Origin of the sequence: Dactylosporangium sp. NPDC005572 (assembly GCF_040605515.1) — a bacterium.
GTDB lineage: Bacteria > Actinomycetota > Actinomycetes > Mycobacteriales > Micromonosporaceae > Dactylosporangium.
In genome coordinates this window covers 1-13,232 of sequence record NZ_JBEXCY010000107.1, presented here as the reverse complement: position 1 = coordinate 13,232, position 13,232 = coordinate 1, and the positions used below count along the sequence as shown (strand labels likewise).

The following is a 13,232-nucleotide window of genomic DNA, read 5'->3' as shown; positions in this document are numbered from 1 at the left end:
GGGGCGGCCGGGTCACTCGTAGCGGACGGCCTCGGTGACGGGGATCTGGGCGGCGAGCCGGGCCGGCGGGCCGGTCGTGACCGCCACGGCCGCCGCGACCCCGACCGGCACGAGGGCGACCTGCCACCACGGTGCGAGGACGGCGCCGTCCACGGTGCCGCTGGTGAGGCTCAGCACGGCGAGGTACAGCCCGGTCCCGAGCGGTATCGACAGCAGTGCCGCGCCCGTCGCCAGGAGCCCCTGGGCGCTGACCAGGCCCGCGGTGAGCTGCGCGGGCGTCAGTCCGATGGCCTTGAGCACGCCGAGGTCACGGATCCGTTCGCGGACCGACAGCACCATCACCGCCACCAGCGCGGTCGCCGCGATGACGACCAGGACGGCGTCGAGGCTGTAGACGAGCGTGGTCAGTTCGGCGGGCACGTCGCTGACGGTGCCGACCACGGGAATCCGCACCGCGGCCCGCATCTGCAGCGTGGCGACGATGACCGCGCCGGCGACCGCGACCGCGGTGGCGGTCCAGAGCGTCCGCCGGCGGCGGGCGATCAGGTCCTTCAGCCCAAGGGTGGCCGGCAGCGGAAGGCCGACGCGGGTGACGGCACGCGCCAGCCATCCGGTCGGGACGGGTGCGGGGGCGCCGGCGCGGATCGCGTTGAGGGTGGTGGACCTGGTCGTTCGCCGCACGGCCAGGAAGGCGCTCAGCAGCAGGACCGGCAGGACGACGCCGCTGGCCAGCAGGGCGTGCCACGGCTGGATCGCGATGCCCGGGGAGCTGACGAGGGTCTGTGCGCTGGGCGCGGCCAGGCGTGGCGCCAGGGCGGCGCCCACCGGGAACCCGATGGCGACCGCGGCGAGCCCGAGCACGGCCGCCTCGAGCAGGAACACCGCGCTGACCTGACGCGGGGTGAGGCCGATGGCCTTGAGGAGCCCGATGTCGCGGTACTGGGCGCTGACCCGCGCCGCGGTGAGGATGCCGATGACGGCGAAGACCACGGTCAGCAGCAGGACGGTGAACATCCCCAGGACGACGGTGATGGGCTGGCTGTCGAGGAGGGCCTCGTCGCGCTGGTCCTGCCACGAGACGGCGGCGGCTGTCGCGACCGCGGTCATCGCGGTGTCGCGCAGCTGCGGCGCCGCCGCGGGATCGGTCAGCCGCACCGGTTGCGTCCACTGCCAGCGGCTCTGGTCGGGCTGGATCCGCTGCAGGGTGTCCCGGCTGACCCAGCCGAGGCCGGGGTTGCGCCTGGGGTACCGCGGCTGGCTCGGCGAGACGGCGGTGCCGACGACCGGCAGGCGCACGGCGCCGGTCGGCGTCGGCACCTCGATCAGGCTGCCGACCGCGACATGCAGGGCGTTGGCGAGGCTGCGTTCGAGCACGACGCCGGAGCCCGGCTGCGCCGTGCCCTCGGTACGGACGGGGGCATTGATCCTGGGTCGGCCGGCCAGCCCGGCGAACTCCAGCGCTTCGCTGTGGCCGCCGATCGTGGCGGTCCCGACGGCGCTGGGCACCGCGTCGTCGCGCTCGGCGACGCCGGGCAGCTCCGCGATCGTCTGCGCGTCGACCGGCGACGGGACGACCGCGAGCACGTGTGCGCCGTGCGCGGCCTGGAACGTCCGCTGCCACGGGTCGACGCCGCTGCCGCGCACCTCCAGCGCGATGACCAGCGTCCCGGCCGCGGACGCCGTGATCATGACGGTGAGGGTGGCCGCGAGCAGCCTGGAGCGGATACCGGCGAACGCGAGCCGCAACAGGGTCGGTGTCATTCGTCGCCACCGACGTCGACCAGGTTCGGCACGCTCCTGGCCGGCCCCAGCCGGCCGTCGGCGACGATCCGCCCGTCGCGCAGCCGGACCACCCGGTCCGCGGCCGCCGCGACCCGGGCGTCGTGCGTGACCAGGAGCAGCGTCTGGCCGCGCCGCCGGGCACCGGCGAGCAGTTCGAGCACGCCCCGCGCCGCTGCGGAGTCCAGGTTGCCGGTCGGTTCGTCCGCGAGCACGATGTCGGGCGAGTTGGCCATCGCGCGGGCCAGCGCCACCCGCTGCTGCTGCCCGCCGGACAGCAGGGCGGGGCTCGCGTCGCGCCGCTCCTCGACGCCGAGCTCGGTCAGCAGGCCGATCGCGGCCCGCCGCGCGGCCCGCCGGCGCTGCCCGGCCAGCAGCAGCGGCAGTTCGACGTTCTCCGCCACGGACAGCGCCGGCAACAGGTTGAAGAACTGGAAGACGAAGCCGATCCGGCGCCGGCGCAGGCGCGCCAGGTCCGCCTCGCTCAGCCCGTCGATGCGCTGCTCGCCGAGCCACACCTCGCCGGCCGACGGCCGGTCGAAGCCCGCCAGGAGATTGAGCAGCGTGGACTTGCCGCACCCGCTCGGTCCCATGATCGCGACGAACTCGCCCCGCTCGACCGTCAGGTCGACCCCGTCCAGGGCGCGTACCTGCGCGCCGCCGGACTGGTACGTCTTGGCCAACGCCCGGGCCGCCAGCACCGGCATCACAGGATCCGCCCCTCGTCGACGAGCCGCGACTCGATCAGATCGAGCCACTCCAGGTCGGCCCGCAGGTGCAGGATCGACCCCTCCACCAGCAGCTGTGCGGTCGGGCCGTGCCGGGCGGACTGCAGCAGCCCGTCGAGGTCACGCAGCGACCGCAGGTACTCGAGGCGCTGGTCCTCGATGAGCCGGCCCGGGTCCGCCAGCCGTGCCGTCGCCACCGCCACGAGCTTCATCAGGAACTCGCTCTTGAGCCGCATGCCGGAGACCGGCCGGTTCACCCACTCGTGCAGCGTGGCGCGGCCCGCCGCGGTGAGCCGATACACCCGCTTGCCGCGGGCGTCGCCGTCGACCGCCTCGCTCGTCACCAGCTCGTCGCGGGTCAGCCGGGCCAGGGTCGTGTAGATCTGCCCCGCATTGAACGCGGGCAGCAGGTCCCCGAACTTCCCGTCCAGCGTCTGCTTGACCTCGTACCCGTGTGCGCCGTCGCCGTGGAGCAGGGCGAGCACGACCTCCTTCATAGATAGCGAGAATACATACCCGCTACCTATTGCTCAAGAGCTCGTCCATGGGTCAGGGCGCGGCGTAGACCCTCTCGGCGAACTCGGCGAGCCGGTGCTCGTCGAGGGTGCGGGCCAGGTCGGCCTCGCTGATGATGCCGACCAGGCGGCGGTTGTCGATGACCGGCAGCCGCTTGATCTGGTGGTCCTCCATCTTGCGCAGCACCTCGTCGACGCCGGCGTTGGCGTTGACCCAGATCAGCGTCTCCTGGGCGAGGTCGCGCGCCTTGACCTCGCTGGGATTCCGGCCCTCGGCGATGCACTTCACCGCGATGTCGCGGTCGGTGATCATGCCGTGCAGCCGGTCGTCCGGGCCGCAGATCGGCAGCGAGCCGACACCCAGGTCGCGCATTCTCCGTGCGGCGGCCACCAGGGTCTCGCCCTCGCCGATGCACTCGGCTTCCGGGTGCATGATGTCTCTGGCCTGCCGCCCCGTTTCCTGGCGGACCGACTGGCGTTCGCGAATCGTCCGCTCGTAGTCATCCAGGGCATCGAGCCGGCCGGCCACGGCCTCGTGTGTCGCCTGGCCGGTGTGTTCGGCGTAGTAGGCCTCGCCGAGTTCCTGCAGCAGTCCGGCGCGCTGCCGCTGGGCTCGCGTCTGCTCCACTCGCGCCCGGCCCGACGCCAGGCCGCGCTTCGCGGACGCCTTTACTTTGTCGAAGGCCATGACGACCCTCCTCTTCTGCGCACCTTCGGCGCAAGAGGCAACAGCGGTCCTCACCTGCCAAGCTACGTCGCCACCGGTACGACCTACACACCAACGCGATGATGAGCGCGGTCCTGGGCGTCGGGGTCCTTCGGCCCTGCCCGGACCTGTCGGTGATCCCTAACGTCTGCTGTGACGACCACGAGGAGCCACCGATGCCTTCCGCAACGCAACCCGTACCCCGGCTGGCCAACCACGCGTTCAGCGCCCTGGTCCGGCTCGGCCTCGGCAAGGACTACCGGCACATTCTCACGGTGACCGGCCGCACGACCGGCAGACCGCGCTCCACCCCGGTGGACGTGATGACGGACGGGCGGCACCGCTGGCTGGTCGCCCCCTACGGCGTCACCAACTGGGTCCGCAACGCCCGGGCCGCCGGCCAGGTCGCCCTGCAGCGCGGCCGGCGCCGGGAGACCCTGCGGGTCACCGAGCTGCCCACCGCCGAGCGGGTCCCCGTGCTGCGCCAGTACCTGCGCGAGGTGCCCATCACCGCCCGGTACTTCGACGTCACGGACGACTCCAGCGATGCGGCATGGCTCGCCGAGGCGCAACGCCACCCGGTCTTCCGCCTCGAGAGCAACTGACCCGGATCACTCAGGCCCGCGAGACCCCTGATCAACAGCCGGCGACAGGGGCGACAGGGGGCGCCAGCGCAGCGGGGTCGACAGGACCATCGTGCTCGACGGCTGGCCGTACGGGGCCAAACGATCAATCGTGGACTCGAAGTCCTCCATCGACGCCGTCACGACCTTCAGGATCGAGCAGGCGTCGCCGGTCACGCGGTGCACCTCCAGCACCTCCGGCCACTGCAGCACCTCGGGATCGCGCAGCACGCAGCGCGGGCCGTAGCACGACATCCTGATCAGCGCGACGACGTGCCGGCCGGCCTTGGTCAGGTCGACATGCGCGTGGTAGCCGGTGATGACCCCGGCAGTCTCCAGACGGCGGACCCGCTCGGCGACCGCCGGGGGTGAGAGGTGGACCCGGCGGGACAGTTCTGAGTAGGAAAGCCGGGCGTCGTCCTGCAGTTCGCGCAGCAGCGCCCAGTCCATGCCGTCCACGGAGACCTTCCATTCGAAAAGCCGATCAGGCGAGACGGTTTCCGTCCCGTACGTGACCAGCGTAAACGACCGTTGATCGACTATTTCGTGAAGGTGGGTCGCGGTACCAGGATTGGGGTGTGAGCGGTCCGGTTCTCGACTTTCCCGATCAGGTCCCATACGACGCTTACGTCCACGCCAGCACGCTGCACTCGCTGCAGCAGCCGCTGACCAAGGACCCCGGCGAGATGTCGTTCCTGATGGTCAGCCAGGTGATGGAGCTGTGGTTCGGGCTCGCGTGCCACGAGCTGCGCGACACCCAGCGGCTCCTGCGTGAGGACGACGTGTGGGGCGCCATCGCCCCGCTGCGGCGCATCAAGCTGCATCTGGAAGGGCTCATCGCCGCCTGGAACGGGCTGCGCTGGATGACGCCGTCCGACTTCAACCGGTTCCGCGCGCAGCTCGGCGAGGCGTCGGGCTTCCAGTCGGCGATGTACCGCCACCTGGAGTTCCTGCTCGGGCTCAAGAGCGAGTCGGTGATCCGGCCGTTCAAGCGGCAGGCCGACCTGTACCAGGACCTGACCGCCGCCCTGGCCGCGCCCAGCGTGTGGGACGACGTCACCGCGCTGCTCGCCCGGCGCGGCTTCGACATCCCCGCCGACGTCATCGAGCGCGACCACAGGCACGAGTACGAGCCGTCGCCGGAGGTTGAGCGGGCCTGGGTGGAGATCTACCGCGACGATCGCGGCGACAACCCGCTCTACGTGCTCGGCGAGGCGCTGACCGACGTCGCGGAGGCGTTCGGCGACTGGCGGTACAAGCACCTGACCGCGGTCCAGCGGACCATGGGCAACAAGCCCGGCAGCGGCGGCTCCTCCGGCGCGGCCTGGCTGACCCGCAGCATGGCGCGGGTCGTCTTCGCCGAGCTGTGGTCGGCCCGGACGGTGATCTGATGGAGCTCATGGAAGACTTCTCAGAAGATGGTGCCCGGCGGCTCGACGCCGGCGACCCGGGGCATCGGGAGCTGTTCCTCGTGCCACCCGCCGAGGGTGGCGACTACCCGGAGACGGCGTACCTGGCCGGCAACTCGCTCGGCCTGCAGCCCCGCGCCGTGCGGGGCGAGCTGCTGCAGGAGCTCGACGCGTGGGCCCGGCTCGGCGTCGAGGGGCATCTGGAGGCCGAGCGGCCCTGGCTGCCGTACCACGAGCTGCTGCGCGAGCCGGCCGCCCGCCTCGTCGGCGCGCTGCCGGCCGAGACGGTCGTGATGAACTCGCTGACCGTCAACCTGCACCTGCTGATGGTCTCGTTCTACCGGCCGCAGGGCGCGCGCACGCTGATCGTCGTGGAGGACACGGCGTTTCCGTCGGACAGCTACGCGGTGCGCAGCCAGGCCGCCTTCCACGGCCTCGACCCGGACCAGACGGTGGTGCGCACGAACGACCCGCGGGCGGCGATCCGCGAGCACGGCGACCGCATCGCGCTGGTCCTGCTGGGCGGGGTCAACTACCTCACCGGCGAGCTGATGGACATCCCGGGGATCACGGCGGCGGGGCACGCCGCCGGCGCGGTCGTCGGGTGGGACCTGGCGCACGCGGCCGGCAACGTCCCGCTGCGGCTGCACGACTGGGGCGTCGACTTCGCCGCGTGGTGCTCGTACAAGTACCTCAACAGCGGGCCAGGAGCGGTGGCGGGCGCGTTCGTGCACGAGCGGCACACCGGCGGCGACCTGCCCCGGTTCGAGGGCTGGTGGAGCACCGAGCCGGCGACCCGGTTCGAGATGGCACCGGTGTCCCGGCCGCCGCGGACCGCCGACGCGTGGCAGGTGTCCAACCCGCCGATCCTGGCGATGAGCCCGGTGCGCACGTCCCTGGAGCTGTTCGACGCGGTGGGCATGCCGGCGCTGCGGGCCCGCAGCGAGCGGCTCACCGCGTACCTGCAGTCCCTGCTGGACCCGATCGGCGTCGACGTCGTGACGCCGCGCGACCCGGCCCGGCGCGGCTGCCAGCTGTCGCTGCGCGTGGCCGACGCCGGCGGGTTGAGCAAGAGCCTGCGGCACCGGCACGGCGTGGTCACCGACAGCCGCGAGCCCGACATTGTGCGGCTCGCGCCGGTGCCGCTGTACTCGACGTACCACGACTGCTGGCGGGCCGCCGCCGCGATCGCGCACGAGGTGGGGGCATGACCGGTTCCGGAGCGAAGCGGAGGAGGCCGGGCATCATGGGCTCAGTTTTGAAGGCATGCGGCCGGAGCGAAGCGGAGGGCGCATGACGGACGTCGCCGTGATCGGGGCCGGGCTCACCGGCAGCCTGCTCGCCTGCTTCCTGGCCCGGCGCGGGCACACCGTGACCGTGTACGAGCGCCGCCCCGACCCGCGCACCACCGCGGCGGAGCGCGGCCGGTCGATCAACCTGGCGCTGTCGGAGCGGGGCATCGACGCGCTGCGCCGCATCGGGCTGGAGCAGCGGGTGCTCGTCGACGCGCTGCCGATGCGCGGCCGGATGATCCACCCGGTCGCCGGGGAGCTGGACTTCCAGCAGTACAGCCTGGACGGGCAGCGGGCGATCAACTCGATCAGCCGGGGCCTGCTCAACAACGCGCTGCTCGACGCGGCCGCCGCGACCCCCGGGGTGAGCGTCGTCTTCGAGCACCGGCTGACCGGTCTCGACCCGCTGGTGTTCGCGACGCCGGACGGCGAGGTGCGGGCGAGCGCCGACGTCGTCATCGGCGCCGACGGGGCCGGCAGCGCGGTGCGCGGCGAGCTGCTCGGCCTGGGGCTGCTGGACGAGTCGGTCGACTTCCTCGACTACGGCTACAAGGAGCTGACGATCGCGGCGGGCCCGGACGGCGACTTCGCCCTCGACCCGGGCGCGCTGCACATCTGGCCGCGCGGCACGTCGATGATGATCGCCCTGCCCAATCCCGACCGGACGTTCACCTGCACGCTGTTCTGGCCGAACGGCGGCACGTCGAGCTTCGCCTCGCTGGGCAGCCCGGCCGCGATCGAGCGGCACTTCCGGGCGGTCTACCCGGACGTGGTACCGCTGATGCCCGACCTGGTCGACGACTACCGGCTCAACCCGGTCGGCCTGCTCGGCACGGTCCGCTGCGGGCCGTGGCAGGCGACGACGCCGGGCGGCTCGGGCATTCCCGTCGCCCTGATCGGCGACGCCGCCCACGCGATCGTGCCGTTCTACGGGCAGGGCGCCAACTGCGGGTTCGAGGACTGCGTCGTGCTCGACCGGGTGCTCGACGAGACCGGCGACGACTTCGCCGCCGCGCTGCCGCTGTTCGAGGCTCGCCGCCGCGACGACGTCGAGGCGATCGCGACGATGGCGCTCAACAACTTCGTGGAGATGCGGGACAAGGTGGCCTCGCCGGTGTTCCAGCTCGGCAAGAAGATCGAGCACGCGCTGGAGCGCGCGCTGCCCGGCCGGTACGTCTCCCGCTACGAGCTCGTGTCGTTCAGCACCACGCCCTACGCGCGCGTGCGGGACCGGGTGCGCCGGCAGCACCAGGTGCTCGGGGCGGTCGGCGCGCTCATGCTCGGCGCCCTCGGCGCCGCGGTGGTCAAGGGGTGGCGGCGATGACGTTGCGGCACTTCGTCGGCGGGCGGTTCGTCGCCACCGGCCGGACGTTCCCGAAGCTCAGCCCGGTCACCGGCGACCTCGTCACGCAGGTCTGCGAGGCGGACCGCTCCACCGTGGACGCCGCGGTGGCCGCGGCGCGGGCCGCCGTACGCGGCCCGTGGGGGCGCACCAGCGAGCTGGAGCGCGCCGCCGTCCTGCGGCGGATCGCCGACGAGCTGGAGCGGCGCTTCGACGACCTGGTCGCCGCCGAGGTCGCCGACACCGGCAAGCCGGTCACCCAGGCCCGGACGCTCGACATCCCGCGCGGCGCGGCCAACTTCCGGGCGTTCGCCGACATCGTCGCCGCGGCGCCGGCGGAGGCGTTCAGCACCGTCACCCCGTCCGGCGGGCGCGCCCTCAACTACGCGGTGCGCAAACCGGTCGGCGTGGTCGCGATCGTCGTGCCCTGGAACCTGCCGCTGCTGCTGCTGACCTGGAAGGTGGCCCCGGCGCTCGCCTGCGGCAACGCGGTCGTGGTCAAACCCTCCGAGGAGACGCCGTCCTCGGCGACGGTCCTCGCCGAGGTGATGGCCGCCGCCGGCGTGCCCGACGGCGTCTTCAACCTCGTGCACGGCTTCGGGCCGGACTCGGCGGGGGAGTTCCTCACCCGCCACCCGGACGTGGACGCCATCACGTTCACCGGCGAGTCCGCGACCGGCTCGGCGATCATGCGGGCCGCCGCCGACGGGGTGAAGGCCGTCTCGTTCGAGCTCGGCGGGAAGAACGCCGGCCTGGTGTTCGCCGACACCGACCTCGACGCGGCCGTCGCCGGGTCGGTGCGCTCCAGCTTCACCAACGGCGGCCAGGTGTGCCTGTGCACCGAGCGGCTGTACGTGCAGCGCCCGGTCTTCGACGAGTTCGTCACCCGGCTGGGCAAGGCGGCGTCCGCGCTGGCGTGGGGGTGGCCGCAGGACGAGGGCACCGGCACGATGCCGCTGATCTCCAGGCAGCACCGCGAGAAGGTGCTCGGCTACTACGACCTCGCCCGCACGGAGGGCGCCACGGTGGTGACCGGCGGCGGGGTGCCGACGTTCGACGACGCCCGCGACGGCGGCGCGTACGTCCAGCCGACCGTGCTCGTCGGCCTCCCGCCGGACGCCCGCACCAACCGCGAGGAGATCTTCGGGCCGGTCTGCCACGTGGCGCCGTTCGACACCGAGGAGGAGGCGTTCGCGCTGGCCAACGACAGCGACTACGGCCTCGCCGCGACCGTGTGGACCCGCGACGTCGGCCGGGCGCACCGGGCCGGCCTCGCGCTGGACGCCGGGCTGGTCTGGGTCAACACCTGGTTCCTGCGCGACCTGCGCTCGCCGTTCGGCGGGGTCAAGGCCTCCGGCATCGGCCGCGAGGGCGGCGTCCACTCGCTCAACTTCTACTCCGAGCTCACCAACGTCTGCGTGGACCTGTCATGACCGATGTACAGAAGGCGGCCGAGGCGCTGCTGGCCGCCTACGAGACCGGCACCCCGATCCCGCCGCTGCGCGGGACGGTGCTGCCGGAGGGCGACGTCGCCACGGCGTACGCCGTGCAGCGGGCCCAGGCCGAGCGCTGGGAGGCCGCCGGGCGGCGGCCGGTCGGCGCGAAGATCGGCCTGACCTCGCCGGCCGTGCAGAGCATGTTCGGCGTCTTCCAGCCGGACTTCGGCGTGCTCTACGCCGACATGGCCGTGCCCGACGGTGCCCCCATCCCGGCCGGCAAGCTGCTCCAGCCGCGCGTGGAGGTCGAGGTCGCGTTCGTGCTCGGCCGCGACCTGCCGCACGAGCAGGTCACCGTCGTCGACGTCATCCGGGCCACCGAGTACCTGCTGCCGGCGATCGAGGTGGTCGACTCGCGCATCGCCGGCTGGGACATCTCCATTGTGGACACCGTGGCCGACAACGCCTCCAGCGGCCTGTTCGTGCTCGGCACGGCGCCGCGCCGGCTGGCCGACGTCGACCTGCGGCTGTGCGGGGCCGTGGTCGAGCACGCCGGCGAACCGGTGTCGGTCGGCGCGGGCGCGGCCTGCCTCGGCAACCCGGTGCACGCGGTCGCCTGGCTGGCCACCACGCTGGCCGCCGCCGGCCGCCCGCTGCGCGCCGGCGATCTCGTGCTGTCCGGCGCGCTCGGGCCGATGGTGCCGGTGCCCGTGACGGCCCCGGGACCGGTGTACGAGGCGCGGGTCTCCGGGCTCGGGTCGGTCCGGGCCGTCTTCGAAGGGAGCGCGCAATGACCGCCGGAAGGACCGTCGGCGTGGCCGTCGTCGGGTCGGGCAACATCGGCACCGACCTGATGATCAAGGTACTGCGGCTCTCGGAGTCACTCTCGATGGTCGCGATGGCCGGCATCGACCCGGACTCCGACGGGCTCGCCCGCGCCCGGCGGCTCGGCGTCGCCACGACCGCGGCAGGCGTCGACGGCCTGGTCGCCATGCCCGAGTTCGCCGACGTGCGGATCGTCTTCGACGCGACGGGCGCCGGCGCCCACCGGCACAACAACGCGGTGCTGCAGGCACACGGCCGCCGGGTCGTCGACCTCACGCCCGCCGCGATCGGGCCGTACGTCGTGCCGCCCGTCAACCTCGACGAGCACCTCGCCGCGCCCAACGTCAACCTCGTGACCTGCGGCGGGCAGGCGACCGTGCCGATCGTCGCCGCGGTCGGCGCGGTGAGCCCGGTCGCCTACGCCGAGATCGTCGCGTCGATCGCGTCGAGGTCGGCCGGCCCCGGCACCCGGGCCAACATCGACGAGTTCACCGTCACCACCGCCCGCGCGCTGGAGGTCGTCGGCGGCGCCGCCCGGGGCAAGGCGATCATCGTGCTCAACCCGGCCGACCCGCCGCTGCTGATGCGCGACACCGTGTACTGCGTCTGCCCGGACCGTGATGCGGACCGGACCGCGATCGCCGCGTCGGTCGAGGCGATGGTCAAGGCGGTCGCCGGGTACGTGCCCGGCTACCGCCTCAAGCAGGAGGTCCAGTTCTCCGCCGACCCCGAGGGGCTGCTCGTGACCGTGTTCCTCGAGGTCTCCGGCGCCGGGCACTACCTGCCCGCCTACGCCGGCAACCTCGACATCATGACCTCCGCCGCGCTCCAGGTCGCCGAGCGGATGGCGGCATGACCGACCGGCTGTACATCCAGGACGTGACGCTGCGCGACGGCATGCACGCCATCGCGCACCGGTACACCGTCGAGCAGGTCCGCACGATCGCCGCCGCGCTCGACGCGGCCGGGGTCGACGCCATCGAGGTCGCGCACGGCGACGGCCTGGCCGGGTCGAGCGTCAACTACGGCCGCGGCGCCGCCACCGACGCCGAGTGGATCGCGGCGGCCGCCGAGGCGATCACCGACGCGCGGCTGACCACCCTCCTACTGCCCGGGATCGGCACCATCGCCGACCTCAAGCAGGCCAGGGAGCTCGGGGTCACCAGCGTGCGGATCGCCACCCACTGCACGGAGGCCGACATCGCCGCCCAGCACATCGGCTGGGCGCGGGAGCACGGCATGGACGTCGCCGGCTTCCTGATGATGTCGCACATGAACCCGCCGGCGGCGCTGGCCGAGCAGGCCCGGCTGATGGAGTCCTACGGCGCGCATTGCGTCTACGTCACCGACTCCGGCGGCCGGCTGCTCATGCGCGACGTCGCCGAGCGGGTCGACGCCTACCGCCAGGTCCTCGACCCGGCCACCCAGATCGGCATCCACGCCCACCACAACCTGTCGTTCGGCGTCGCCAACAGCGTCGTCGCCGTCGAGCACGGCACCGTGCGGGTCGACGCCTCCCTCGCCGGGCAGGGCGCCGGCGCCGGCAACGCGCCGCTGGAGGTGTTCGTGGCGGTCGCCGACCTGATGGGCTGGGAGCACGGCTGCGACACGTTCGCGCTCATGGACGCGGCCGAGGACCTGGTGCGGCCGCTGCAGGACCGTCCCGTGCGGGTCGACCGGGAGACGCTCTCGCTGGGCTACGCCGGGGTCTACTCCAGCTTCCTGCGGCACGCCGAGCGGGCCTCGGAGCGCTTCGGCGTGGACGTGCGGGACATCCTGGTGGAGCTGGGCCGCCGCCGGATGGTCGGCGGCCAGGAGGACATGATCGTCGACGTCGCCCTCGACTTGGTGAAGGAGCGCGGATGAGTCCCGCAGACCTGGCAATGCGGCTCGACGAGGCCGAGCGGACCCGCACGGCGATCCCCCAGGTGGTCTCGCAGAGCGGCGCCGACGCCGATGAGGCGTACCGCATCCAGGCGGCGCTCGTGGCGCGGCGGGTGGGCCGCGGCGAGCGGCTCGTCGGCCTCAAGCTGGGCCTGACCAGCCGGGCCAAGATGGCGCAGGTCGGCGTCGACCAGGTGATCTGGGGCCGCCTCACCGACGCGATGCGGATCGAGGACGGCGGCACGGTCGACGCCGGCCGGTACATCCACCCCCGCGTCGAGCCCGAGGTGGCGTTCCGCATCGACGCGACCGGCGCGGCCACCGCCGTCGCGCCCGCGCTGGAGCTGATCGACTCGCGCTACGCCGACTTCAAGTTCGCGCTGCCCGACGTGATCGCCGACAACACCTCCGCGGCCGCGTTCGTCGTCGGCGCCTGGCAGCCGCTGCCGGCCGGTCTGGACAACCTGGGCGTGCTGCTGGAGGTCGACGGGCGGGTCACCCAGATCGGATCCACGGCGGCCATCCTGGGCGACCCCCGCCGGGCCGTCACGGCCGCCGCCACCCTGGCCTCCTCAGCGGGTGTACCGCTGGAGGACGGCTGGGTGCTGCTCGCCGGCGCGGCGACGGCGGCCGTGCCGCTGACGCCCGGCGCACACGTGCGCGCGGTCGTCGAGGGCCTGGGCACCGCCTCCC

At 73.1% G+C, this 13,232-nt stretch carries 14 protein-coding genes; 9 read left to right on the top strand and 5 right to left on the bottom strand.

Annotated elements, in window-relative coordinates; translation table 11 throughout:
* Positions 1 to 12: 12 nt before the first annotated feature.
* From ABZS66_RS37095 to ABZS66_RS37080, 4 genes are read right to left on the bottom strand one after another with little or no spacing between them, the layout of a single operon-like run.
* On the bottom strand, positions 13 to 1,761 hold the full coding sequence (locus ABZS66_RS37095) for an ABC transporter permease (RefSeq protein ID WP_354766109.1): 1,749 nt from the start codon (positions 1,759 to 1,761) through the stop codon (positions 13 to 15).
* Positions 1,758 to 2,486, bottom strand: coding sequence for an ABC transporter ATP-binding protein (locus ABZS66_RS37090; protein ID WP_354766107.1), 729 nt, complete (start codon positions 2,484 to 2,486; stop codon positions 1,758 to 1,760). Before ABZS66_RS37090 ends, ABZS66_RS37095 begins: the two co-directional genes overlap by 4 nt.
* Complete coding sequence (locus tag ABZS66_RS37085; protein WP_354766105.1) at positions 2,486 to 3,004, bottom strand: PadR family transcriptional regulator; 519 nt, start codon at positions 3,002 to 3,004, stop codon at positions 2,486 to 2,488. Before ABZS66_RS37085 ends, ABZS66_RS37090 begins: the two co-directional genes overlap by 1 nt.
* Before the next feature lie 52 nt (positions 3,005 to 3,056).
* A complete protein-coding gene (locus ABZS66_RS37080) occupies positions 3,057 to 3,710 on the bottom strand; it encodes a CBS domain-containing protein (RefSeq protein ID WP_354766103.1) in 654 nt (217 codons plus the stop codon).
* Positions 3,711 to 3,904: 194 nt separating this feature from the next.
* Between ABZS66_RS37080 and ABZS66_RS37075 the strand changes: the two genes are divergently transcribed.
* The gene (locus ABZS66_RS37075) at positions 3,905 to 4,333 is read left to right on the top strand and encodes a nitroreductase family deazaflavin-dependent oxidoreductase (RefSeq protein ID WP_354766101.1); all 429 of its coding nucleotides are present in this window, start codon (positions 3,905 to 3,907) and stop codon (positions 4,331 to 4,333) included.
* Between the two features lie 6 nt (positions 4,334 to 4,339).
* Here the strand turns inward: ABZS66_RS37075 and ABZS66_RS37070 are convergent, their stop codons facing one another.
* A complete protein-coding gene (locus tag ABZS66_RS37070; protein ID WP_354766099.1) occupies positions 4,340 to 4,810 on the bottom strand; it encodes an Lrp/AsnC family transcriptional regulator in 471 nt (156 codons plus the stop codon).
* A gap of 119 nt (positions 4,811 to 4,929) precedes the next feature.
* Here ABZS66_RS37070 and ABZS66_RS37065 point away from each other — a divergent pair, with 119 nt between their 5' ends.
* The 8 genes from ABZS66_RS37065 to ABZS66_RS37030 form a co-directional block, all read left to right on the top strand.
* Positions 4,930 to 5,742 (top strand): tryptophan 2,3-dioxygenase family protein, encoded by an 813-nt coding sequence (locus tag ABZS66_RS37065; RefSeq protein ID WP_354766097.1) that lies wholly within the window; start codon positions 4,930 to 4,932, stop codon positions 5,740 to 5,742.
* On the top strand, positions 5,742 to 6,971 hold the full coding sequence (gene kynU, locus ABZS66_RS37060) for a kynureninase (protein ID WP_354766095.1): 1,230 nt from the start codon (positions 5,742 to 5,744) through the stop codon (positions 6,969 to 6,971). The genes ABZS66_RS37065 and kynU overlap by 1 nt, the downstream gene beginning before the upstream one ends.
* An 82-nt stretch (positions 6,972 to 7,053) precedes the next feature.
* Complete coding sequence (locus ABZS66_RS37055; RefSeq protein ID WP_354766093.1) at positions 7,054 to 8,376, top strand: NAD(P)/FAD-dependent oxidoreductase; 1,323 nt, start codon at positions 7,054 to 7,056, stop codon at positions 8,374 to 8,376.
* Positions 8,373 to 9,827 (top strand): 2-hydroxymuconic semialdehyde dehydrogenase, encoded by a 1,455-nt coding sequence (locus ABZS66_RS37050; protein ID WP_354766091.1) that lies wholly within the window; start codon positions 8,373 to 8,375, stop codon positions 9,825 to 9,827. Before ABZS66_RS37055 ends, ABZS66_RS37050 begins: the two co-directional genes overlap by 4 nt.
* The gene (locus tag ABZS66_RS37045) at positions 9,824 to 10,624 is read left to right on the top strand and encodes a fumarylacetoacetate hydrolase family protein (RefSeq protein WP_354766089.1); all 801 of its coding nucleotides are present in this window, start codon (positions 9,824 to 9,826) and stop codon (positions 10,622 to 10,624) included. The genes ABZS66_RS37050 and ABZS66_RS37045 overlap by 4 nt, the downstream gene beginning before the upstream one ends.
* Positions 10,621 to 11,511, top strand: coding sequence for an acetaldehyde dehydrogenase (acetylating) (locus ABZS66_RS37040; RefSeq protein WP_354766087.1), 891 nt, complete (start codon positions 10,621 to 10,623; stop codon positions 11,509 to 11,511). The genes ABZS66_RS37045 and ABZS66_RS37040 overlap by 4 nt, the downstream gene beginning before the upstream one ends.
* On the top strand, positions 11,508 to 12,521 hold the full coding sequence (gene dmpG, locus ABZS66_RS37035) for a 4-hydroxy-2-oxovalerate aldolase (protein WP_354766085.1): 1,014 nt from the start codon (positions 11,508 to 11,510) through the stop codon (positions 12,519 to 12,521). The genes ABZS66_RS37040 and dmpG overlap by 4 nt, the downstream gene beginning before the upstream one ends.
* Positions 12,518 to 13,232: 4-oxalocrotonate decarboxylase (locus ABZS66_RS37030; RefSeq protein ID WP_354766083.1), on the top strand; the 715-nt coding region annotated here is incomplete at its 3' end. The genes dmpG and ABZS66_RS37030, both read left to right, overlap by 4 nt.